This window comes from Janthinobacterium sp. UMAB-60 (genome assembly GCF_900095235.1).
Lineage (GTDB): Bacteria > Pseudomonadota > Gammaproteobacteria > Burkholderiales > Burkholderiaceae_D > Janthinobacterium.
The window spans coordinates 282,049-303,256 of sequence record NZ_LT607486.1; the positions used below are offsets into that span (position 1 = coordinate 282,049).

The 21,208-nt window shown below is 66.6% G+C and carries 16 protein-coding genes; 4 read left to right on the plus strand and 12 right to left on the minus strand.

The genetic code is table 11. The annotated features are described in order from the left end of the window. The 9 genes from K0F86_RS27480 to K0F86_RS11290 all read right to left on the minus strand — a co-directional run. Positions 1–714, minus strand: a 714-nt coding sequence (locus K0F86_RS27480) for a glycosyltransferase (RefSeq protein ID WP_257572100.1), incomplete at its 3' end; no start/stop codon positions are given. Continuing rightward, on the minus strand, positions 704–2,284 hold the full coding sequence (gene xrtA / locus K0F86_RS11255) for an exosortase A (protein WP_219134461.1): 1,581 nt from the start codon (positions 2,282–2,284) through the stop codon (positions 704–706). The genes K0F86_RS27480 and xrtA, both read right to left, overlap by 11 nt. Then, positions 2,281–3,582, minus strand: a complete 1,302-nt coding sequence (locus K0F86_RS11260) for a TIGR03087 family PEP-CTERM/XrtA system glycosyltransferase (RefSeq protein ID WP_219134462.1) — start codon at positions 3,580–3,582, stop codon at positions 2,281–2,283. The genes xrtA and K0F86_RS11260 overlap by 4 nt, the downstream gene beginning before the upstream one ends. Positions 3,583–3,597: 15 nt before the next feature. Continuing rightward, positions 3,598–4,677: a FemAB family XrtA/PEP-CTERM system-associated protein gene (locus tag K0F86_RS11265; protein WP_219134516.1), complete on the minus strand. Its 1,080-nt coding sequence runs from the start codon at positions 4,675–4,677 to the stop codon at positions 3,598–3,600. Then, a complete protein-coding gene (locus K0F86_RS11270; RefSeq protein WP_219134463.1) occupies positions 4,677–5,528 on the minus strand; it encodes an XrtA system polysaccharide deacetylase in 852 nt (283 codons plus the stop codon). Before K0F86_RS11270 ends, K0F86_RS11265 begins: the two co-directional genes overlap by 1 nt. Next, on the minus strand, positions 5,525–6,685 hold the full coding sequence (wecB, locus tag K0F86_RS11275; protein WP_219134464.1) for a non-hydrolyzing UDP-N-acetylglucosamine 2-epimerase: 1,161 nt from the start codon (positions 6,683–6,685) through the stop codon (positions 5,525–5,527). The genes K0F86_RS11270 and wecB overlap by 4 nt, the downstream gene beginning before the upstream one ends. A gap of 12 nt (positions 6,686–6,697) precedes the next feature. After that, on the minus strand, positions 6,698–8,227 hold the full coding sequence (locus K0F86_RS11280; RefSeq protein ID WP_219134465.1) for a TIGR03016 family PEP-CTERM system-associated outer membrane protein: 1,530 nt from the start codon (positions 8,225–8,227) through the stop codon (positions 6,698–6,700). After that, the gene (locus K0F86_RS11285) at positions 8,211–9,044 is read right to left on the minus strand and encodes an XrtA-associated tyrosine autokinase (protein ID WP_219134466.1); all 834 of its coding nucleotides are present in this window, start codon (positions 9,042–9,044) and stop codon (positions 8,211–8,213) included. The genes K0F86_RS11280 and K0F86_RS11285 overlap by 17 nt, the downstream gene beginning before the upstream one ends. A 19-nt stretch (positions 9,045–9,063) precedes the next feature. Next, positions 9,064–10,593 (minus strand): XrtA system polysaccharide chain length determinant, encoded by a 1,530-nt coding sequence (locus tag K0F86_RS11290; protein ID WP_219134467.1) that lies wholly within the window; start codon positions 10,591–10,593, stop codon positions 9,064–9,066. Positions 10,594–10,845: 252 nt separating this feature from the next. On the opposite strand from K0F86_RS11290, the gene K0F86_RS11295 reads away from it, so the two are divergent. Both K0F86_RS11295 and K0F86_RS27485 read left to right on the plus strand, forming a co-directional pair. After that, on the plus strand, positions 10,846–11,469 hold the full coding sequence (locus tag K0F86_RS11295) for an XrtA/PEP-CTERM system exopolysaccharide export protein (RefSeq protein WP_219134468.1): 624 nt from the start codon (positions 10,846–10,848) through the stop codon (positions 11,467–11,469). A gap of 504 nt (positions 11,470–11,973) precedes the next feature. Next, positions 11,974–12,408, plus strand: coding sequence for a hypothetical protein (locus tag K0F86_RS27485; RefSeq protein WP_257572101.1), 435 nt, complete (start codon positions 11,974–11,976; stop codon positions 12,406–12,408). 1 nt (position 12,409) lies between these two features. Here K0F86_RS27485 and K0F86_RS11305 read toward each other — a convergent pair whose 3' ends face one another. The 3 genes from K0F86_RS11305 to prsT are packed head-to-tail and all read right to left on the minus strand — an operon-like array spanning position 12,410 to position 18,477. After that, the gene (locus K0F86_RS11305; protein WP_219134469.1) at positions 12,410–13,192 is read right to left on the minus strand and encodes a serine protease; all 783 of its coding nucleotides are present in this window, start codon (positions 13,190–13,192) and stop codon (positions 12,410–12,412) included. Next, positions 13,189–15,690 (minus strand): hypothetical protein, encoded by a 2,502-nt coding sequence (locus K0F86_RS11310; RefSeq protein WP_219134470.1) that lies wholly within the window; start codon positions 15,688–15,690, stop codon positions 13,189–13,191. Before K0F86_RS11310 ends, K0F86_RS11305 begins: the two co-directional genes overlap by 4 nt. Before the next feature lie 3 nt (positions 15,691–15,693). Continuing rightward, positions 15,694–18,477 (minus strand): XrtA/PEP-CTERM system TPR-repeat protein PrsT, encoded by a 2,784-nt coding sequence (gene prsT, locus K0F86_RS11315; RefSeq protein WP_219134471.1) that lies wholly within the window; start codon positions 18,475–18,477, stop codon positions 15,694–15,696. Between the two features lie 213 nt (positions 18,478–18,690). Between prsT and K0F86_RS11320 the strand changes: the two genes are divergently transcribed. Together K0F86_RS11320 and K0F86_RS11325 are read left to right on the plus strand one after the other, a co-directional pair. Then, a complete protein-coding gene (locus K0F86_RS11320) occupies positions 18,691–20,013 on the plus strand; it encodes a nucleotide sugar dehydrogenase (protein ID WP_374197277.1) in 1,323 nt (440 codons plus the stop codon). Then, positions 20,013–21,179 (plus strand): SDR family oxidoreductase, encoded by a 1,167-nt coding sequence (locus K0F86_RS11325; RefSeq protein WP_219134472.1) that lies wholly within the window; start codon positions 20,013–20,015, stop codon positions 21,177–21,179. Before K0F86_RS11320 ends, K0F86_RS11325 begins: the two co-directional genes overlap by 1 nt. Positions 21,180–21,208 lie beyond the last annotated feature (29 nt).

The following is a 21,208-nucleotide window of genomic DNA, read 5'->3' on the forward strand; positions in this document are numbered from 1 at the left end:
CGGCTGCGCCAGCAACAGCAGGAACGCCCGCACCAGCGAGGCATGGTCCTTGACGGCGGCCATGCGGCCCACGCTGCCGATGACGAAGGCGCCGTTGCACAGGAAGCCGGGCGGCCCGACGGCGGCCGGCGGCCCCAGGCGCGGATGGAATTGCACGCTGTCGACGCCATTGCCGATGTGCGATACCTGCGCGGGCGCCGCGCCGATGACGTCCACCAGCCATTGTCCCAGGTCGGCGCTGACGGCGATGAAGTGCTGCACCAGCGGCAGCATGCATTTGCGCAGCAGCCGGTATTTGCGGCGGGTGCCGTGCAAGTCGCTCATGTCGCGCCCGTGTTCGCCATGCACGCGCAGGCGCACGCCGGCCAGGCAGGCCAGCAGTTGCGCTTCGAGGCAGCCCAGGTTGCGCGTGTGCACGAGTGCCGGGCGCAGCTGTTTCAGCACGCGGTACAGGCGCAGGTAGTGGCGCCAGTCCTTGCCCTCGCGCTTGTCCAGGCTGATGACATCGACACCGGGCGTGGTCAGGCGCTGACGAAACGCGGTGGCGTTCTTCAGGCAGACGATGGCGTGCCGGTAGCGTTCGGGCGGCAGATGGTTGATCAGGTTCACCAGGCCGTTTTCCAGCCCGCCCACGTCGAGCTGGTGGATCACGTGCACGATCAGCGGGGCGCTGTTGGCCTCCCGTGTGCGGCCAGCATCCGTGTCAAGGGCCATGCGGCAGCTCCTGCAGGCGTTGTTCGATGACGGGCAGCGCCGCCTGCAGGAAGGCGTGCAGGCGCGCGCGCGGCGGCGGCGCCAGCTCGTCGTAGGCGGCAAAGACGAGGATGTCGGCGCCATCCTGGCGCCTGCCCAGCAGCTTGGCTTGCGCCAGCAGCAGCTTGACCAGCACGGGGCGGGCCGTGACGATGCCGCCCTGGCGGTAGATGCGCCACACCAACAGGCGTTCGCCACCGTGCCCCAGCACGCTTTCGCGCACGGCCAGGGCGCCGCCGGCCAGGGTGATGTCTTGCACGCGTTGCGCCAGCGCCATCCAGCGCGCGCCGTATGGCGAGGACTGGTGTGTCAGCAGTTCGGCATCGCGCGCCTGGCGCGCATACCAGTGCAGCTGCAGTCCCACCGGTGCACCGTCGCCGAGTGCATACGTGGCGGCAAACCGCGCGGGCGTGCCCGCATACGGCGCCTGCCAGGCGGGTGCCGCATCGTGCAGGCGCCGCCAGGCGGGCGGATCGGGCAAGGCCAGCACAACTGGGGAACCCGGCGGCACGGCGCCGTCGTCGCGGTGACTGGCCAGCGCCGGCCACAGCGCCGCCAGCAGCAGGCAAGCCACGCTGGCGCGCACGACGGCGTGCCGGCTGGCCGCAGCGGCGCTGGCGCCGGGCCGGGCTGATAGGGTGGGCGCCAAGGCGGCGCGCGCCAGCGGCAATTCGCGCCAGCGCGCGGCCAGCCAGAACAGCAGCAATACCACCAAGCCGAAGAACAGCCAGCCATAGATCAGGTGGTCGACGCCCACGGCCAGGCGCATGCCGCTCAGGTGACCCAGCATCACGATCAGGTAGGCGCGCACGCCATTGGCCAGGATGGGCACCAGCAGCGCGGCGGCCATGACGGCCAGGCGCCGCCCCGTGCTGTGGCAGTGCACATGCGCGTACAGGGCGCCCAGGGCCAGCGCGGCGATCAGGTAGCGCAAGCCGCTGCACGCTTCCACCACCGACCAGTTACCGGTCGGTAGCGAAAAATTGTTGCCATCGCGAAACACAGGTACGCCCGTCCATTGCAGCGCCGTCACCGTGAAGGCCGCCGTGAAGTCGATCAGGGGATCGAGGAAGACTTCGCCAAACGGCACGGCCAGGAACAGATACGCGAGGGGAAAGGCCAGCAGGCGCACGGCCGGCCAGCCGAGGATGGCCAGCACGCAGGCGGGCAGCATGGCCGTGGCCGCATATTGTTCCACCACGGACACGTTGGCGGCGTCGGCCAGCAGCCAGGCCAGGCCCAGCGCGCCCAGCAGCAGCAAGCCATGCCACGACGGCTGGGGCGCCAGCGCGGCCAGGCGGGCGCGCTGGCGCCAGGCCAGCCAGCAGCTGATGGGCACGATCAGGAAGCCGTGTGCGAAGGTCTGCGAGCGCGACCACAGTTCCAGCATCGACCAGAAGGTAGCGTGGTACAGCAGCACGACGGCGGCCAGGGCCAGCAGCAGGATCGCCAGCGCTTGCTGCTGGGCCTGCGGATGCGGCAGGACGGCCACGTCCGGCAAGCGGGCGACCTGGTCGAGCTGCAAGCTCATGTGGATGGCTCCCGCACGGGCAGCGTCGGCATGGCGGCAGTGCTGGCTCCGGCGCCGGCCTCGGCCTCGGCCTCGGCAGGCAGACCCAGCATGGCGCCCAGGCTGCGCAGGTTGCGTTCCCAGTCGTATTCCTGCAAGACCAGCTGGCGCGCCGCCGCGCCGATGGCCGCGCCGCTGCCTTCGGACCCGTCGCCCCGGGCGTTGCGCAGCACGCGCGCCGCATGGTGGATGAATTCGGCGTCGTCGCGCGCCAGCAGCAGTTCCAGGCCCGGCTGGGCGGCGATGCCTTCCAGTGCCTGCGGCGTGGCCAGCACGATCTTGCCCATCGCCATCGCTTCGAGCACCTTGTTTTGCACGCCGCGGGCGATGCGCAGGGGCGCCACGGCCAGCGACGCGCCGGCCAGGTAGGGCCGGATGTCGGGCACCTTGCCCGTCACCACCACGCCGGCCACCCTGCCCAGCGCCGTCACGGCGGGCACGGGCGCGCTGCCGACGATATAGAACTGCAGCTGGGGAAACTGGCGCCGCAGCGCGGGCCAGACGTGGCGCACGAACCATTGCACGGCGTCGATGTTCGGCCAGTAATCCATGGCGCCCGTAAATACCAGCGCCTGCACGCCGGGCGGATAGATTGCGCTCTGGGCCGGCATTGGCGTGAAATATGCCGTGTCGACGCCGTTATTGACATACCCCGTCTTGCGCCGCGCCATTGGCGCGCACTGGCGGAACAGGGCCGCTTCGGCGGGCGAGACGAAGCTGGCGGCCGTGAACTGCTGGGCGATATGGCGCTCGTACTGCAGCAGCAGCTGCGCTTCGCGCCGGTACAGCAGCGACAGGGGCCAGGGCTTGCTGTCGCCGTACTGGCGCCATTTGTCGGAATCGACGTCGACGAAATCGATCACGCGGTGCAGGGCGCGGCCCGCGCTGACGTCGATGTATTGCGCCATGGGCCCGGAAAAGGCCAGCGCGTGGCGCACCTTGCCGCTAGACAGCAAGCCATCGACCCATTGCAGCAGCCATGCATCGCGGTAGTACTGCACGCTCATGGCTTGCCGCGACAGCAGCGCCTGCAGGGCGCGCCAGCGGGCCGTGCCGCGCCGCAATTCAATGAAGCGCGTGCTGGCACACAGGGCGGCCACGGTTTTCGCGTGCTGCCAGTCGTCGTCATCGTCGATGAAACAGCCCAGGTGCACGCGGAAATGCCGGCTCAGGTACTGCAGCATGTGCCACGAGCGTATCTTGTCGCCCTTGTTGGGCGGATACGGCAAGCGGTGGGTGAGGAATAATAGTTCGCGCATGGCGTGTCCCCTTGCTTAGCCCAGTTGCCGCACGATGTGCGGCCCCAGCAGGTTGGCCAGCGGCAGCGGCAGACGGCGCCAGGCGCGGATGAACAGCGCGTATTTGGGATTCAGTGGATTGACTTCCGGCAAGGCCTTGGCGCGCACGAGCTGGTAGGCATACGGCAGCGGCTGCGGCGTAAAACCCCAGTTCTTCTTGAAGTCGTATGCCCCGGTCCCCAGCTTGCTGCGGCCGAAATCGAACAGGCGGTAGCCGCGCGCGCTGGCGCGGCGCATCGCTTCCCAGTACATGAAGTCGTTGGCGCCCGTGCTGCGCGCCAGCGGCGTGCCGCCGCCGTAATACGGCAGCACTTCATCGCGGAAATAGAACAGCAGCACGCTGGCCTGCGCCTGCTGGCCGTGGTACACGGTGAGGATCTCGCAGGCGTCAGCAAACACCGCGCGCAGCAGGGCAAAATGGCGGCGCGCGAAGACGGGCGTGCCGAGCCGGTGCACGCTGGCCGCATAGATCGGGTAGAAGCGCTGCAAGTCATAGTCGATGGCGCTGTGCAGGCCGCCGGCCATGGCCTTGCGCACGACGGCGCGCTGCTTGCGGGGAATCGCCAGCAAGTTCTGTTCGGCATCGGGATGCAGGGGACGGCGGAAGGTCGCGTACAGGGGTTTGTGCAGCCAGCCGCCCTGGGCATTGTCCTCTACCTCGCGCCAGCGGTATTCCAGGTGCCCCACGCCGAGGCGCCGCGCCAGCGCCAGCGCCGCTTCGTCGAGGGCCAGTCGCACGGCCGGGCTGCCGCCGGCGATGCCGCCGTACACGCAAAACGGCAGCGAGACGAGGGACGAGCCGAACAAGCGGCTGCGCACATGCGCCAGCGGCAACACGGCGGCGATGCGCCCGTCCTGTTCCGCGTACAGGAAATGGCTGTCATGGTGAAAACCTTGCTGCATGATGGTGTGCCAGCCGGCGCGGTGAAAGAAGGTGGCTTCGGGACAGGTCTCGACAAAGGCATCCCAGCGCGCATGTTCGTGCGCCTGCAGGAATCGCACGGCAATGGCGGCGCTGGACGGCGCCGGATCGGAAGGAAGGCTGGCCTCGTGCATCATGTGCTTTCCAAAAAAATACGGTCCATGCGGTCCCAAACGAAGTCGCCCGTCAGGCGCGCCAGCCGCGCTTCCATGCGCCCCAGGTTCAGGTAGTGGCGAAAGCGCGTCTTCGCGCTCAGGCCCGGCGGGCGCGGCTGGCCGGGATCGAGTTCCCAAGGATGAAAATAGAATATGCCAGCTTGCCCGTCGCGCGAATTGATGCGTCGCAAAAGCCAGCGCGACAGTGCATACGGCATCAATCTGAAGTAACCGCCGCCGCCGGCCGGCAGGTTGCGCCCGCGCAAGCGCACTGTGCTGACAGGCAATTCCAGCATGCCGTGCGGCCCCCGTGGGCGCCAGGCGAAGCGCGGTGCATCGGGCATGCCGTAATGGTCGTGGCGGATCGGATAGATGCTGGAACTGTAGCGGTAGCCCGCTTCCTGCAGCACGTCGAAGGCCCACAGGTTGGACGCGCCGATGGAAAAGCTGGGCGCCCGATAGCCGTGCACGGGCAGCCCCGTCAATTGCTCGAGGATGCTCTTGCTGCGGCGCACGTCGTCGGCGAACTGGGCGGCCGACTGCTCGCTGGCGCGCAGGTGCGCATAGCCGTGGCTGGCCACTTCGTGCCCCGCGTCGGCCACGCGGCGCAGCATGGCCGGATAGCGCTCGGCAATCCAGCCCAATGTAAAAAAAGTGGCGTGGATGCGCCGGCTTTCCAGCAGCAGTAAGATACGTTCGATATTCGCCTCGACCCGGCATTCCAGGCGGGGCCAGTCGGCGCGCGCGATGTGCGGCGCGAAGGCGGACACCTGGAAATAGTCTTCCACGTCGATGGTCAGCGCGTTGCGTAGTATGGCTGGCGGCGTCATGGCGTGCCCGGGCGCGCCGCCAGCCAGGGGGCGATGACGGCGGCGATGCGCTCGGCTGCGTGGCCATCCCACAGGGGCGGAATGCGGCCCCGCTTGCCGCCCGTCTCGAGGATGCCCCGCGCCAGCGCCAGAATGGTGGCCGGCTGCGTGCCGGCCAGGGTATTCGTGCCGGCGCGGACGGTGACGGGGCGCTCCGTATTGTCGCGCAGGGTCAGGCAAGGCACGCCCAGGGCCGTGCTTTCTTCCTGGATGCCGCCGGAATCGGTCAGCACCAGGCGCGCGCCCTGCATCAGGCCCAGCATTTCCAGGTAGCCCAGCGGCGGCAGGCAGACGATGGCCTGCCGCGCCAGCAATGGTTCCAGGCCCGCCAGGCGCAAGCCGGCCAGGGTGCGCGGGTGGATGGGAAACAGCAGCGGCAGCTGGCGTGACAGTTGTCCCAGCGCCTGCAGCAGCGCTGCGAGCTGCGCCGGATCATCGACGTTCGACGGCCGGTGCAAGGTCAACAGGCCATACGCGGGCGGGCAGGCGTGGCCGTGGGCGCGCAGGGTGGTTTCGGGCTTGACTGCGCGCGGCAGTTGCCGCCGCAGGCTGTCGATCATGACGTTGCCCGTGAAATGGATGCGTTCCGGGGCGATGCCTTCGCGCAGCAGGTTGTCGCGCGCGCTTTCTTCGCTGGTCAGCAGCAGATCAGACAATTGATCCGTCAGCACGCGGTTGATTTCCTCGGGCATGCGCCGGTCGCCGCTGCGCAGGCCCGCCTCGACGTGGATCACGGGGATGTCGCGCTTGGCCGCCACCAGTGCGCACGCCAGGGTGGAATTGACGTCGCCCACCACCAGCACGCCATCGGGCGCCAGCGGCGGATGCGCGTCGAGCACGGCGTCGAAGCGGCGCATGATCTCGGCCGTCTGCTGCGCATGGTTGCCGGAACCGACGTCGAGCGATATGTCGGGTGCGCGCAGGTCCAGATCCGTAAACAGCTGGCTATTCATGGCCGCATCGTAGTGTTGGCCGGTATGCAATAAGGTTACGCGCACGGCGGGCGCCTGGCGCGCCAGGGCGGCCAGGATGGGCGCCATCTTCATCAGGTTGGGGCGCGCGGCCACCACGCACAGCAGGTGCGCGGGCGCGGCGGACGGTAGCGAACGATCGGACATGCTGCGGCCTCCTTAGAATTGCATGGTGAGCGTGGCGCTGACGCCGTTTTCGCGGTAATCGCCGCCGTAGTTGCTGGCGTGCCGCGTATGCCGCACGTCGATGCTGGCCGTCATGTTCGGCTGCAGGATGCGGCTGTAGCCGGCCGTCACGGTGATGTTGTTGTCGCGCCGGGGCACGCTCAGCGAGCGCACGCCGGCGTAGCCGGCATTGACATTCACGCTGGTGCGCGCACTGGCTTGCCAGTTCCAGCCGACGTTGGCGCCGACCTGGCGCGTGCGGTCTTCGCTGCCGAACTCCATGCCGGGCAGCAAGGCGCTGTCGATGCCGCTGGCCGTTTGCGCCGTGCGGTCGACGGCCGTGACGCCGACGACCATCGTGCTTTTGGCCGTGGCGCGCGCCATCGTCAGCTTCAGCTGCTTTTCCAGGAAATAACGGTGGCTGAAGTAATTGATGGCGCCCCGTTCCGGCCCCAGGCTGTTGGCGTAGCGCAGGAAGGCATTGATGCGCAAGCGCCTGTCGCGCGCGTTGGGAAAGATGCCGCGCCATAATTGATCGAGCAGCTGGCCCGCATCGAGGTCGCCCAGGCGCGCAAACTGCGTGGGCATGGTGGTGATGTCTTCGCTGTAGCTCAGTTGCCAGTTGGTATGGCGCTGCAGGAAGTTGGCATCGAGGCTGTAGGTGTGGCCAAAAAAGCGCTTGCCCGTGCTGAAGGCCACGCTGGTGCGCGGCGACGGCGTCCACACGCCGCCCAGCGACCAGAAACGGCCTTCCGGCGCCTTGCCGTTGCTCGAGATATAGCCTTCCTTTTCCATGCCGCCGCTGGCCGTGGCCGCCCATTTTCTGCTGAACGGATAGCGCAGGCCCACGCTGCTGCGCTGCATGCGCACGGGCGCCAGCTTGCTGTCCTGCGTGCGGCGCACATCGTGGCTGGCGTTCCAGGACCAGCCCTGGCCGCGCGGTTCGCCGCTGAGCAGCAATTCCATTTCATCGCTGTGCACGGACAGCAGATCGCCGCCGCTGGCTACCGTATTGCGCGTGTAGCGCAGCTCGGCCGTGGCCAGGCCGCGGAAGCGGTGGCGCAGGTAGGGGCTGATGCTGGTGGTGCGCACCGTGCTGGTATTGTCCGTGTCGGGCAGATCATCGATCAATTGCGGGCCGAACGGCGAGATGTTGCGCCGGCTCACGCTGGCGTTGGCATCGATGAAGAACCAGTCCTGCACCACCTCGGCGTCGGCTGCGGCGTGCAAGTCGTGGTTGTCGCTATTGCCGCGCTGCCCCGAGAGGTATTTGTGCCAGCTGTAATCGAGGTTCACGCGCAGGCGCGGGCCCGTGCCGATGAGGGCGATGGCGGGCGCGATTTCCGTGATGAAGTCCGATTGCGCCTGGCCGGGCGGCGTGCGCGTGGCATTGTCCGTATAGCTTTCGCGCAGGCGCAGCGAGGGCTTGACCAGCCAGTCGACAGCAAAGGCCGGCAGGGGCAGCAGCAGGGACAGCAAGGGCAGCAGCGGCAGCGGAACCCGGCGGCTAGTCGTAATAGCCATAGCCGTAGTAGTCGTTGCCGGGGAACGATTTGGTCTTGTTGTAGATCAGATGTATGTGTTCGCACGCTTCGATCTGGCGCAGCGCTTCCTTGACGGCGTGCTGGGTCGTCGTTTCCGCCTCGACCACCATCACCACTTGGCCCATCTGTCCCACCAGCGCGTGCGCTTCGCTGGTAATCAGCAAGGGCGGCGAATCGAAGACGACGACGCGGTCGCCATAGCGGCTGGCGATCTCGGCCAGCAGGCGGCTCATGGCCCGGCTGGCCAGCAATTCCGTCGCGTGCTTGTTGCTGCGCCCGGCGGGCAGGATGCTCAGGTTGGCCACGTTGGTTTTCAGGATCACGTCCCCCATGGCCAGTTGCGGGTCGAGCAGCACGTCCATCAGCCCCGGCTCCGGCGACAGCCCCAGCACTTTCAGCACGGACGGGCGCGCCACGTCGGCATCGACCAGCAGCACCGTGATATCCATTTCCATGGCGATGCTCATGGCCAGGTTGACGGCGCAATACGTCTTGCCTTCGCCGGGCATGGCGCTGGTGACGACGATCAGGTTGCCGTGGCGGATGGCCTCGTCGCCGCTGGCGCGCGCCTGGCGCAGCAGCGGGCGCTTGATGATGCGGAAATCTTCGGCCACCGAACTGCGTCCGCCTTCCTGCGTGAGCATGCCTTGCTCCGCCAGCCAGGCCAGGTTCAGCGGGCGGTACTGGGGGTTGCCGGCCGCCGCCGCGCCATCCGCAACATCTGGACCATAGGGCACGCCGGCCTCGGCCACGCCCAGGATCGTGGGTTCCTGCTTGCCGCTGTCCTTGCTGCTCATCGTCGCTCCCTTGGTGGCTCTAGAATTTCAGCAGCGCGGCCGTCATGACCCCGCCGTACAGCACGAACAGGCTGCCCAGGCAACCGGCAAACGCATAGCGGGCGCGGCGGCGGCGCACCTGCTGCAGCGGCGTCCAGTTCATCGATACCGTGCCCAGCACATTCAAGCCCGTGGCATCGCGCAGTTCGGCGGGGCTGAGGAAGGTGGGGCGCACCTGGCTGATCAGGAGAGCCGTGGCGATGCCGGCCACCAGGGCCGCGCCCAGCGCCGCGGAAAACAGCAGCGGACGGTTCGGGCCGACGGGCGCATATTGCACCGTGGGCGGGTCGATGATCTTGAAGGCCATCATCTCGGTGGTGGAACTGAGTTCGCCCGACAGCTTGGCCGCTTCGCGCCGGCCGATCAGCTTTTCATAGTTTTCCTTGTTGATGACGTAGTCGCGGTTCAGTTGCGCCAGCTGCGATTCCACCTCGGGCACGGCATTGCTTTGCGCCAGCAGGCGCTCATTGCGCGCGCTGTACTCCTGCACGCGGGCACGGATGGCGGCCACCTTGGCATCCGCATCCGTCAGCGCCACCTTCAGCTGCTGCAGCATGGGGCTGTAGTTCTTGCCCGGGTCGCCGGACGCCGTTTTCAGCTTGCTTTCCTCGATCTTGCGCTCTTCCAGCTGGGCGATGAGGCGCTTCGAGGCGATGATGTCGGGATGCAATTCCGTAAATTGCATGCGCAGGCTGTCCAGATTCTTGTTGAGCGTCGCGATGCGCTCGTCGAGTTCGGGATTCGTGATCAATGCCGCGTTCGGCTCCAGATCGAGCACGGGTTCGTCGCCCTCGATCTGGCTCTGGATGGCCTTGCGCGCCTGTTCCGCCTCGACCAGTTCCAGCTTGGCATTGTTCAGGCTATCGGACGACATCAGCAGTTGGCTGCCATAGTCGATGCCCTGGCGCGGCAGCAGCAGGTTGTTGCGGATCTTGAATTCCTTCACCAGGTTTTCCGCCGCGCTCAGCTTGTCCTCGTAATTCTTGATCTGCTCGTCGATGAATTGCACGGCCTTCTGCGAATCGCCCTTTTTTCCCTGGAAACTGCCTTCGACAAAGATGGTCAGCAGGCTTTGCACCACGTCGCGCACCAGCTTCGGGTCGCGCCCGCTGTAGCTGATGGTGTAGATATCGTAGGCGTTGGTGCCGGTGATCTTGATGCGGCTCATCAGCTCATCGAGCCGGGCTTCGTGTTCGCGCACGGTCTTCGAATCGAGGTCGAGGTCGACCATGCGCATGACGCGCTCCACGTTCGGGCGGCTGAGCAGGGTGCGGCTCATGATGGCCACCTGTTGTTCCGTGTTCGGCACGCTGGTCATGCCGGCCAACAGCGGCTTGAGGATGGTTTGCGTATCGACAAACACGCGCGCCGACGTCTGGAAGTCGTCGGGTAGCGTAATGACCTTGATGAAGCCGACTATCGCCACCAGCCACGCCACCAGCAGCGCATGCCAGCGGTACTTCCAGATGCCTTTCAGGCTGGAAAGCAGTTGCTGTATCAATTGCTCCATGTCGCTTCCTTCAGGTGACGGTGTTGCACGGTCGATGGCTGGGCGGCGCGGACAACGGCGTCTTGCAAGAAATGCTTGCCTGTTGAGTAAGCAAAGTATAGGGCGGCTGTGGAGCAAAATTTCCCAAGATGATTGCTTCTTGATACGCCTCAAGGTTCACTTGCCGGGTTTTAATAATCATAGGAAGTTCGCGGCCCAGGCTGGTTCTGCGGGGCCGGCCATGGATGCGCCATCGACTCGAAGAGGCTCCGCATGAATCCGTTTCGCCGTGCATTTGTATGCCACACGCTGCTCCTGGCCTGTACCAGCAGCTTGCTGGGCGGCTGCCGCACCCGCTATCCGCTGGCGCCCGCCGACGACAGCGCCCCCATGCACGACTACCTGATCGGCCCGGGCGACTCCGTCAACATCATCGTCTGGCGCAATCCGGAAGTGTCGCTGACGGTGGCCGTGCGGCCCGATGGCAAGATCACCACGCCGCTGGTGGAGGATTTGACCGCCAGCGGCAAGACCTCGACCCAGCTGGCGCGCGATATCGAGCAAGCCCTGGGCAAGTTTATCCAGCAACCGGTGGTGACGGTCATCGTCACCAATTTCTCGGGCCCGTATGGCGAGCAGATCCGGGTCATCGGCGAGGCGGCCAAGCCGCAGGCGCTGCCGTACCGCCTGGGCATGTCGCTGATGGACGTGCTCATCGCCGTGGGCGGCATCACTGACTTTGCCGCCGGCAACAAGGCCAGCATCATCCGCATGCGCGACGGCAACCAGCAGCAGCTGGGCGTGCGCCTGGACGACCTGCTCAAGAGTGGCGATATTTCCGCGAACGTCATGATGCGGCCGGGCGACGTGCTGCTGATACCGGAGAGCTTTTTTTAGCAGCGGGCTCGGCAATATCAAAACAGCACTTATATTTGTCAATTTGTACTTGCGGGCAAATTTCAGCATGCAATTTTGCTACTGAATAGCATATTTCTTCTGTTTTTTTTGCCTGACGCGGGAACTTCTCTGCTTTTTATCTTGTCACAAGGCATTGGCTTCAGTCCGTCTTGACGGCTGCCGATGAACGTGAGGACAAGATGAGCTTTGAAGATGAACCTATTATTTCCTTCGACACGCCAGGTACTTTCAGTGACCTGGTGGTGGGCGAGGGCCAGATCGACCCGGCGATGGAGCACGAGCTCGACCTGCAGCGCTTTCATATCCGCATGGCCAATTCGCGTGGCCGGCGCGAGGCGGCCAGTTTGCTGATCCGCAAGATGTACGGCTGGCGCGGCTATGCCGTCGATCCCGGCATCGCGCATGCGCTGAATAAAATCACCCTGTTTGCGGAAACGGCGGGCTCCACCGTCGGCACCATGACCCTGTGCCTNCGAGACGGGCTTGCCCGCCGATGAAAACTTCCGCGACAAGCTCGACGTGCTGCGCGAGCAGGGGCGCCGGCTGTGCGAACCGTCGCGCCTGGCCATCGACAAGGGCGTGAGCAAGCGCGTGTTTGCGGCGCTGATTCATATTTCTTATATTTATGCCCACAATATTCACGGCTTTACGGATTACGTCATCGAAGTCAATCCACGCCATGTGGTGTTTTACAAGCGCATGCTGGGTTTCAAGGATTTTGGCGGCGAGCGAGAGTGCACGCGCGTGGGGGCGCCGGCCGTCTTGCTGCGCCTGGACCTCGACTACATGGGGGCCCAGATACGCAAGTACGGCGGCATGATGGAACAGCATGGGGGTGAACGGTCGTTTTACCCCTTTTTTTTTCCGACATGGGATGAGCCAGGGATTACCGACCGGCTCAGACAGGGGCGCAACTGACTCATTTATTTTTCAGCAAGATCGCCTGCATGTGGCTGCCCGGAATCGCGTAGGTGATACCGCTGGGCGCGGTGATGGCCGCCTCTTTCAGGCCCTTGACATACACCATGTTGACGATGCCGTAGACGAGACCGGTCTCGGGATCGAACAGGGGGCTGCCGCTGCTGCCCGGATACGCCGTCGCGTCCAGCTGGAACACCGTGTACGGCGCTTTTTGCAGTTGCGCCAGGCGCCGGGTGTCGAGGCGCTGCGCGGTGGCGCTGGGCCTGACCACCGGCGTCAGCGACGATACGGTGGCGCGGTGCGTGACGTGGTGCAGACCCAGTAAGGTACCCAGCGGAAACCCGGTAAAGGCCATGGCCTGGCCTTCGCGCACCGTGGCCGCGTCGCCCAGCGCCAGGGCCGGCAGCGGTGCGCCAGCCAGGCGCAGCAAGGCCAGGTCGTGTTCCGTGTCCACCGCCTGGATTCTGGCGGGGCGAAATTGCGCCGCCTCGCCCTGGCCCGTGAGTATGCCGATGGATTCGTCCGGACTGGCGTCGAGCAATTTCTGAACCACATGGGCGCAGGTCAGCACGCTCAAGCCGTCGCCCGCCACGAAACCCGTGCCGAGGAAATTCATGGGCGGCGTGCGCGTCGCCTGCAGGCTGCCCACGCCGACGACGGACGGCTTCACGCGCGCAATGACTTGCGCCAGGGCTTGGTCGGCGCGGCAGGGCGCGCCGGCCACAGCCAGGAGCAAACCGGAGAGCAGGACGGCGGAGAATGTCAACGGCGGGGATTTCATGGCGGCAGGCTTTCAAGGGGAGGAGGTAGCGGGGGCTGCAGCAATGCGCACAGCAGCATCAGATAGCACAGCAGGGCGATGCGCGGCACGTCGAGCAGGCTGTCGAACAGGCCGACGACGAGAAAACCCAGCAGGGCGGCGGCGCAGGCCAGCGCGCACTGGTTGCCTGCCGTGGCCTGGCGCAGCAGGCGCAGGCCGGCCAGGGATAACAGGGCCAGCAGGGACAGTGCGCCGCACCAGCCCGTTTCCACCAGCACATGCAGCGCCAGGCTCTTGATATGCCACGGCAAGTGATGGTGGTCGCTGCTGAAAAACCAGTAATTGTTGGCCTGCGTAAAGCGCCCGTTGGCGATCAATTCCTCGCCGCCGGGCGCGCGCAGGCTCAGATTGTCGACGTCGATCACGGACGAGGTGGCCGTGCCGCTGGCCGCCAGTTCCAGCTGCACGGGCGGGCGCAGCAGCCAGGCGCCCGCGCCCAGCCATTTGCTGTCGAACGGCACTTCATAGTGCTGCCAGGCCGGCACGGGACTGCCAGGCGGCGGCGCCCGCAGGCGCAGGGGGACAGGCACGCAAGCTTGTGCGTACAGCAATTGCCGCTGGCACAGGCGCACCAGCAGCACGGGCATGGGGCCGCTTCGGCGCGCGTCCAGCGCCAGGGTGTAGTGCGTGGCCGGCTGCAGCGGCAGGCGTTGCAGCAGCCGCAGCAGTTCGCCATAGCCGGCGCTGTAGCCGGGGCTGGCCAGGCGCACATAGGTGTTGGGGGAATAGCCAGGCTGGCCATCTTCTTGCGCATACGCGATGCTGGCCGGCACTTCGCGCCCCGGATTGTGCCAGTAGTACGTGGCAGGAAAGCTGCCCATGCCCATGCCGAACAGCTGATCGCCCCAGTCGGACGGCTGCATGGCCAGCACTTGCCGCCAATGGCGCAAGCGCCCTTGCATGTCGAAGGCCGTGGTGGCGAAACGTTCGGTGGCGTAATAGCTGGCCGAGACGGGGATGGCCAGCAGCAGCAGGATGCCGGCCGCGCCCGCGATGCTCAGGCTGGCCCGGTCCAGCCGCCATAGCGGCGCGCGCAAGCGTCCATTGCACAGCATCAGCATGGCCAGCGACACGACCAGCCCGGCCGGCGCCAAGGCGGGCGCACCGGCCCAGTGCCAGCCTATCCAGACGAGATTGCATGCCAGCATGGTCCACGCCATCATCGCCAGGACCAGCCTGGCAGGGCCTTTGCCGGCGGCGCCCGGCCACAGGGGGCCGGGCAGCAGCGCGCCCGCCAGCAGCAGGGCGGCCAGCAGGAACAGGAAATACGGTCCTTTCAGCCAGCCGGCAGCCGGCTGGCCGGCCCCTTCCGGCCACCAGCTGGCAAGCAGCCCCTGCAGGCACAGCGCGCACAGCAGGCTGGCCGGCGCCAGGCGCCACGGCAAGGGCCGCGCCGCCAGCACGAAGCTGGCCGCGAGCAGGACGACGGCGGCGAGCAAGCCCCGGTAGCCGGCCAGGCTGAACATGTATACGAGCAGGACGGTGCCCAGGCCGGCCAGCAGGAGCATCAGCAAGGGTTTGCGCATGGGGCGCCGGCCCCTTGGGCGCCGCGCCGCGCCGGGGCCTGTGCGCAAGGTCTGCCACAAAGCCAGCAGCACGGCCAGCAACACGGCCGCCGCCAGGGCCGCGTACAGACCGCGTGAAAAGGTGGTACATGCCGCGTGCAGGGCCAGTGCCAGCAGCAGCAAGGCCAGCGCCGCCTGCCAGCGGCTGCGCGCGCGCGCCAGCCACAGGCCCGCAAATGGCAGGCTCAGCGCCAGATAGCCATCCAGCGCGGCGCCGCCCGTGTGCATGGCGGAAAACGGCGCCGTGATGCGGTAGTCGCTGGACAGGTTCGTCAAACCGGGAAACACGGCCCGCTCCCACAGCGCGAACAGCGATACCATGGCCAGCCCGGCCAGCATGCCCGGCAGCGCGTAGCGGCGCAGGGCGGACGGCTCCCCATCGCGCAGCAGCGGCAGCAGCAGCATGCTCCAGGCCCAGGCCTTGCCCAGTCGCAAGCTGTTGTAGGGGCTCAGGTAATTATCCCAGGCGTACACGTCGAGGGGCGGCAGCGGCAGCACGCCGCGCAGCAGCGCCGCCAGCCAGGCCAGGCTGCACAGCAGCAGGCAGGCGCGCGCGGCGGGAGAAAGCTGCGCCGCGGCGCTCCGGGCCGGTCCGCCCAGGCGCCAATAGCCGCAAGCTACCGTCAGCAACAGCAGCACGTCGATTTCTTCGAGGAAGAACCAGCCCGTCCACGGCGCCAGGTCGAGCACGGGCAGCAGGGCGGGCACGCAGAACAGCCAGCAGGCGGGACGCCAGCACAGCAGCAGGAAATAGGCGGGCAGCAGGGCGGCGAACAGCAGGCCGGGCCAGCCGTGGCCCAGCGGATAATGGCGCAGAGCCAGCATGCAGGCCGCGCCCGCCAGCAAGGCCAGCAGCCGTGCTGTCAGGCCGCGCAAGGCCGTGTGCGCCGCCATGGCCTAGAGCTGGGTCAGCAAGGCCTGCGCCTCGGCCCGCTGCGGGAACTCCTTGTTGGCGGCAAGCAGCTGTTCCAGTTGCTTGCGCGCCCCCGGCTTGTCGCCCGATTTCGCCAGCGCCGCAGCCAGGTGGTACTGGATCTCGGGCAACTTCGGCGCCAGGCCGGCCGCCTTGCGCAGCAGGGTGGTCGCGCGTTTGACGTCGCCCTGTTCCAGCACGATCCAGCCCAGGGTGTCGAGCACAATGGGGTTGTCCGGCACCAGCTTGAGCGCCTGCTCGGCCGTCGCCTGCGCGCGCGGATCTTTTTCCTGCTGGTACGCCCAGGCCAGGTCGTTCAGCGCCGCCACATTGGCCGTGTCCTTGGTCGCGATGTACTGCAGCTGTTCGATGGCCGCGCCGTATTGCTTTGCCGCCAGCTTGACGCCGGCCAGGTAGGTGCGCACGCCCAGGTCATCGGGCTTGTCCTTCAGCCAGGCCGCCATGCGCGCATCGGCCTCGCGCATCTGGCCCGCGGCCAGCATGGCGCGGTGCAGCTGCACCTGCATGGGGCCAATATTGCTGAGCTGGATGGCGTGTTGGTACAGCTTGACGGCTTCCTGCGGCAGTTTCTGCGCCATCAGCACGTCGCCTTCGAGCTTGTAGCCGGCCGCCAGCTTCGGCTGGTGTTCCTGCACCTGGCGCGCCACGGCCAGCGCATCGCGCTGGCGATTCAGGCTCAGCAGCATGGCCACTTCGACCACGCGCGCTTCGAGCAGGGTCGGGTCAAGCGCTTGCGCGCGCTTGACGGCTTGCAGCGCATTGTGGCCGTCGCCCAGTGCCAGGTGCAAGCTGGCGATGCGCATCTGCAGCGGTGCCGACGTCGTCTGTATGCTGGCCAGCTTGCTGTAGCTGTCGAGCGCCGCCTGCGTCTGGCCGGCGCCGTATTCGACCTGCGCCCGCAGAGCCAGCGCATCGGCGTCGCCCGGGTGGCCCGACTGCAGGGTACGTGCCAGTTCCAGCGCCTTGTCGGGCGCGCCTGTCCGCAGGTAAAAGTTACTCAGCAGCAGGGCCGGCGCGACGGCGTCGGGATTGTCGCGATGGGCCCGCTCCAGCCAGCGTCGCGCCTCGTCCGTCTTGCCCTGCGAGGCGGCCAGCTTGGCCAGCGCCGCGCACAGGTCGGCATTTTTCGGCGCTTTCGCCAGCGCCCGCTCGAAGCGCTGTTTCGCTTGTTCCGGCTTTTTCCCGGCCAGGTCGAGTTGCGCCAGGTTGTTCAGCGCGGGGAGATAGACAGGGTCCATCCCCAGCGCCTGCTCGAAACTGGCGCGCGCGGCGGGGACGTCGCGCAAGGCCATGTAGACGCCGCCTTTCAGGTTCAGCAGCAGGGGATTCGTGCCTTTCTGCTGCTGTTCCAGCATCTTGACGGTGGCCAGGGCCTTGTCGTTCTGTTTGTTGCGCAGCAAGGTCAGCACCAGCATGGTGCCCACCTGCGGCGTGCTCTTGTCGAGCATGCTGGCGCGTTCCAGTTCGTCGATGGCCCGGCTGTTCTCGCCCATGCCCAGGCGGCTGATGCCCAGCGCCGCATGCAGCCTGGCCGTGTCCGGCGCCAGGGTATTGGCCTTTTCGAAATACGCCGCGGCCTTGTCGTAGCGGCGCGCGCGCAAATGCGCCTCGCCCGCCAGCGACAGCAGTTCCACGTCGTCGGGAAAGGTGGACAGCACGGGCAGCAGCAGGTCGAGGGCGGCATCCGTGTTGCCGCGCATCAGTTCGATCGACGCCATCATCTTGAGTGCGTACAGATGTTGGGGATACACGGCCAGGAAGCGCTGCAGATAACTTTCCGCCAGTTGCGGCGAGCCCAGCTTCAGCTGCACGGCGCCGGCCAGCAGGATGGACGGCATGTGCTCGGGCGCCGCCTTGAGCACCAGTTGCAACGATTGCAGGGCCGCCTTGTTCTTGCCCTGGCGGAAATCGAGCAGCGCCTGGGTCTGCAGCAAGCCCAGGCTGTTGGGTGCCGTCTTGCGCGCCGTGGCCAGCTGGGCCGCCGCTTCCAGGTAGCGGTTTTCCAGCAGATCGAGGTTGGCCAGGTCGATATGCGCCTGGGTATTGTCCGGCTTGTGCTTGAGGATCTGCAGGTAGGCGAGGCGCGCCGCGTCGTTCTTGCCTTGCAGGCGCTGCAGGTCGCCCTGCAGGCGCAAGGCGTCGAGGTTGGCGGGCGCGCTTTTCAACGCCTGGGCCAGCAGCAGCTCGGCCGCCGTCACCTGCTGCTCCAGCGCCGCCAGGCGCGCCAGGCCCAGCAAGGCTTCGACCTGGTCGGGATGGGCTTCGAGCAGGCGCGAGTACAGGGCGCGCGCCTCGTCCCGGCGGCCCAGAGCCAGCAAGGCATCGCCGCGCAGGGCCAGCACGCTGGCGGGCTGCGCCGCATCATCGGCGATCTCGGCCAGTACTTTGTCGAACTGGCCCAGCATCAGCAAGGCCTTGCCCAGCAGCGGCATCACTTGCTGCGCCGACAGGCCCAGCGACTTTGCCTTGCGCAATTCTTTCTCGGCCGATAGCGCTTCGCCCGTATCGATATAGATGCTGCCCAGCAGCAAGCGCGCCGCCGCATTGTCCGGCTCCTTTTGCAGCAGGTTCTTCAACTGGATGATGGCGGCGCGCGCCTCGCCCTTCTGGCGGTACTGCTGCGCGTCGGCCAGCAGCGATGCGCTGCTCTGCGTACCGTGGCACCCCGTCAGCAAGGGCAGCAGCAGGGTGCAGCACAGCGCGGCGGCCGGCAAGCCGGGGAAAGGGCGGGGCAGGGTACGGGCCATGGAAGTCTCCGGTAGCGGCGTGCGTGAAGGATGGGCATGGCCTAGCTTAAAAAGATGGGCGCCGCTCTCCTTGATTGCGCTCAACAAGCCGCCGTTTGTCCGCGCGCCGGCTGGCCGCCGCCCCGTGTTTCTTGTTCCCGCTCAAGAATGGCCGGATCGGCAACCGTAGAATTTCCCGGACGGCGATGCTCAGGCCGCAACCATTGGGAGCACATGCATATGGACAGCAAGGTGGATGGCACTGCGAATAACAAGGCGGGCGTGGTGGCGGTGGTGGGGCTCGGTTATGTCGGCTTGCAGCTGGCCGTGGCGTTCGGCATGCGCCAGCGCACCATCGGCGTTGACTTGTCGGCACGCAAGGTAGAAAGTTACCGCAACCATGTCGACCCCACGGGCGAAGTGAGCACGGAACAGCTGCGCGCGGCGCAGTGGCTGAGCGTGGGCTGCGATCCGGCCGAGTTGCAACTGGCCGATTTCATCGTCGTGGCCGTCCCCACGCCCGTCGACAGCGCGCACAATCCCGATTTCTCCGCCCTGGCCGGCGCCAGCGCGGCCGTCGGCCGCCATATGCGGCGCGGCGCCACCGTCATCTACGAATCCACCGTGTATCCGGGCGCCACCGAGGAAATCTGCATCCCCATCCTCGAGCGGCATTCGGGCTTGCGCTGGAAGGAAGATTTTCATGTGGGGTTTTCGCCCGAGCGCATCAACCCCGGCGACAAGGACCACACCCTGCACAGCATCCGCAAGGTGGTTTCGGGCGACGATGCCGCCACGCTGGACAAGGTGGCCGCCCTGTACGAAGGCGTGGTCGCGGCCGGCGTGCACCGGGCCTCGAGCATCCGCGTGGCCGAAGCGGCCAAGGTCATCGAAAACACGCAGCGCGACCTGAACATCGCGCTGATGAACGAGCTGGCCATCATCTTCGACCGCATCGGCATCGATACCCTGGAAGTGCTGCAGGCGGCGGGCACCAAATGGAATTTCCTGCCGTTCCGGCCCGGCCTGGTGGGCGGCCACTGCATCGGCGTCGACCCGTATTATTTGACGCACAAGGCGGAAATGCTGGGCTACCATCCGCATGTGATCCTGGCCGGGCGCCGCATCAACGACGGCATGGCCAAATTCGTGGCGGAAAAGACCATCAAGGAAATGGTGCGCGCCGGTTTCAAATTGAAAGGGTCGCACGTCAACGTGCTGGGCCTGACCTTCAAAGAAAATTGTCCGGACTTGCGCAACTCGAAAGTGGTCGACATGATCCACGAACTGCAATCATACGGCGTGCAGGTGCATGTGCATGACCCCGTCGCCGATGGCCGCGAAGCGCTGGAAGAGTATGGTTTGAGCCTGGAAAGCTGGGAACAGCTGCCGCGGGCCGAGGCCATCATCAGCGCCGTCTCGCACCAGGCCTTGCTGGCCCGTCCGCTGGCTGACTTCCAGGCCAAGGTGCTGGAAAACGGCTGCTTCATCGACATCAAGTCGCATTTCGACCCCCGCCCGCTGGAAGACGGCGGCCTGCACGTGTGGCGGCTGTGATGGCGGCCGATACCCTCGATCCGGCCGGCGGCGATAGCGCGTATGCCCAGGCCTGCGCGCAGCTGGCGCAAACGCCGCGCCGCTGGCTGGTGACGGGCGTGGCCGGCTTCATCGGCTCGCACCTGCTGGAAACCTTGCTGCGGCTGGGCCAGGAAGTGCGCGGCCTGGACAATTTCATGACGGGCCACCGCCATAATCTGGAGCAAGTACGCGCCAGCGTGGGCGAAGCGGCGTGGCGGCGCTTCACCTTCATCGAAGGCGATATCCGCGACCCGCAGGCGTGCGCGCGCGCATGCGGCGCGCCGGCGCTGGCCGCCGGCAGTGGCGACGGCAAGGCAGATGGGCGCGACGGCGGCGGCTTGGGCGAGCACGGCCGTGCCGATCCGGACGGCTCCGTCGCCGTCGATTTTGTGCTGCACCAGGCGGCGCTCGGTTCCGTCTCGCGTTCGCTGGAAGACCCGCTGCTGTGCCACGCCGTCAATGTCAGCGGCTTCCTGAACATGCTGGCCGCCGCGCGCGACGCGGGCGTGCGGCGCTTCGTGTATGCCGCGTCCAGCGCCACCTATGGCGACCATCCGGCCTTGCCGAAAGTGGAACAGCATATCGGCGCGCCCCTGTCGCCGTATGCCTTGAGTAAATATGTCAATGAACTGTACGCGCAGGTGTACGCGCGCTGCTACGCCATGCAGACGGTGGGGCTGCGCTATTTCAATGTCTTCGGCCCCAGGCAAGACCCGCTGGGCGCCTACGCGGCCGTCATTCCCCGCTGGATCGCCGCCATGCTGGACGGCCAGGCCGTGCACATCCATGGCGACGGCGCCACCAGCCGCGACTTCTGCTTTGTGCACAATGCCGTGCAAGCGAATATCCTCGCCGCCACGCGCGCCGACCCGGCAGCCGTCAACCAGGTCTACAACGTGGCTGTCAACGCCCGCACCAGCCTGACCCAATTGCATGCCACGATGCAGCAGATGTTGCTGGCCGCCCGCCCGCGGCACGTGCCGCTGGCACCCGAATATGGCGAATTTCGCGCCGGCGACGTGCGCCATTCGCAGGCGGACATCACCAAGGCGGCCCGCTTGCTCGGTTATGTGCCCACGCACGACCTGGCGCAAGGCTTGCGGCACACCATCGCCTGGTATGTGGAGCAAACGGGCCTGGCGTGAGTGGGCGGATCAGATACAAATCAGACACA

Bases quoted from the DNA above. Each gene is read 5' to 3' on its own strand.
- xrtA (WP_219134461.1), bottom strand. From the start codon at position 2,284: ATGAGCTTGCAGCTCGACCAGGTCGCCCGCTTGCCGGACGTGGCCGTC.
- K0F86_RS11260 (WP_219134462.1), bottom strand. From the start codon at position 3,582: ATGCGCGAACTATTATTCCTCACCCACCGCTTGCCGTATCCGCCCAAC.
- K0F86_RS11265 (WP_219134516.1), bottom strand. From the start codon at position 4,677: ATGCACGAGGCCAGCCTTCCTTCCGATCCGGCGCCGTCCAGCGCCGCC.
- K0F86_RS11270 (WP_219134463.1), bottom strand. From the start codon at position 5,528: ATGACGCCGCCAGCCATACTACGCAACGCGCTGACCATCGACGTGGAA.
- wecB (WP_219134464.1), bottom strand. From the start codon at position 6,685: ATGTCCGATCGTTCGCTACCGTCCGCCGCGCCCGCGCACCTGCTGTGC.
- K0F86_RS11280 (WP_219134465.1), bottom strand. From the start codon at position 8,227: ATGGCTATTACGACTAGCCGCCGGGTTCCGCTGCCGCTGCTGCCCTTG.
- K0F86_RS11285 (WP_219134466.1), bottom strand. From the start codon at position 9,044: ATGAGCAGCAAGGACAGCGGCAAGCAGGAACCCACGATCCTGGGCGTG.
- K0F86_RS11290 (WP_219134467.1), bottom strand. From the start codon at position 10,593: ATGGAGCAATTGATACAGCAACTGCTTTCCAGCCTGAAAGGCATCTGG.
- K0F86_RS11295 (WP_219134468.1), top strand. From the start codon at position 10,846: ATGAATCCGTTTCGCCGTGCATTTGTATGCCACACGCTGCTCCTGGCC.
- K0F86_RS11305 (WP_219134469.1), bottom strand. From the start codon at position 13,192: ATGAAATCCCCGCCGTTGACATTCTCCGCCGTCCTGCTCTCCGGTTTG.
- K0F86_RS11310 (WP_219134470.1), bottom strand. From the start codon at position 15,690: ATGGCGGCGCACACGGCCTTGCGCGGCCTGACAGCACGGCTGCTGGCC.
- prsT (WP_219134471.1), bottom strand. From the start codon at position 18,477: ATGGCCCGTACCCTGCCCCGCCCTTTCCCCGGCTTGCCGGCCGCCGCG.
- K0F86_RS11320 (WP_374197277.1), top strand. From the start codon at position 18,691: ATGCATATGGACAGCAAGGTGGATGGCACTGCGAATAACAAGGCGGGC.
- K0F86_RS11325 (WP_219134472.1), top strand. From the start codon at position 20,013: ATGGCGGCCGATACCCTCGATCCGGCCGGCGGCGATAGCGCGTATGCC.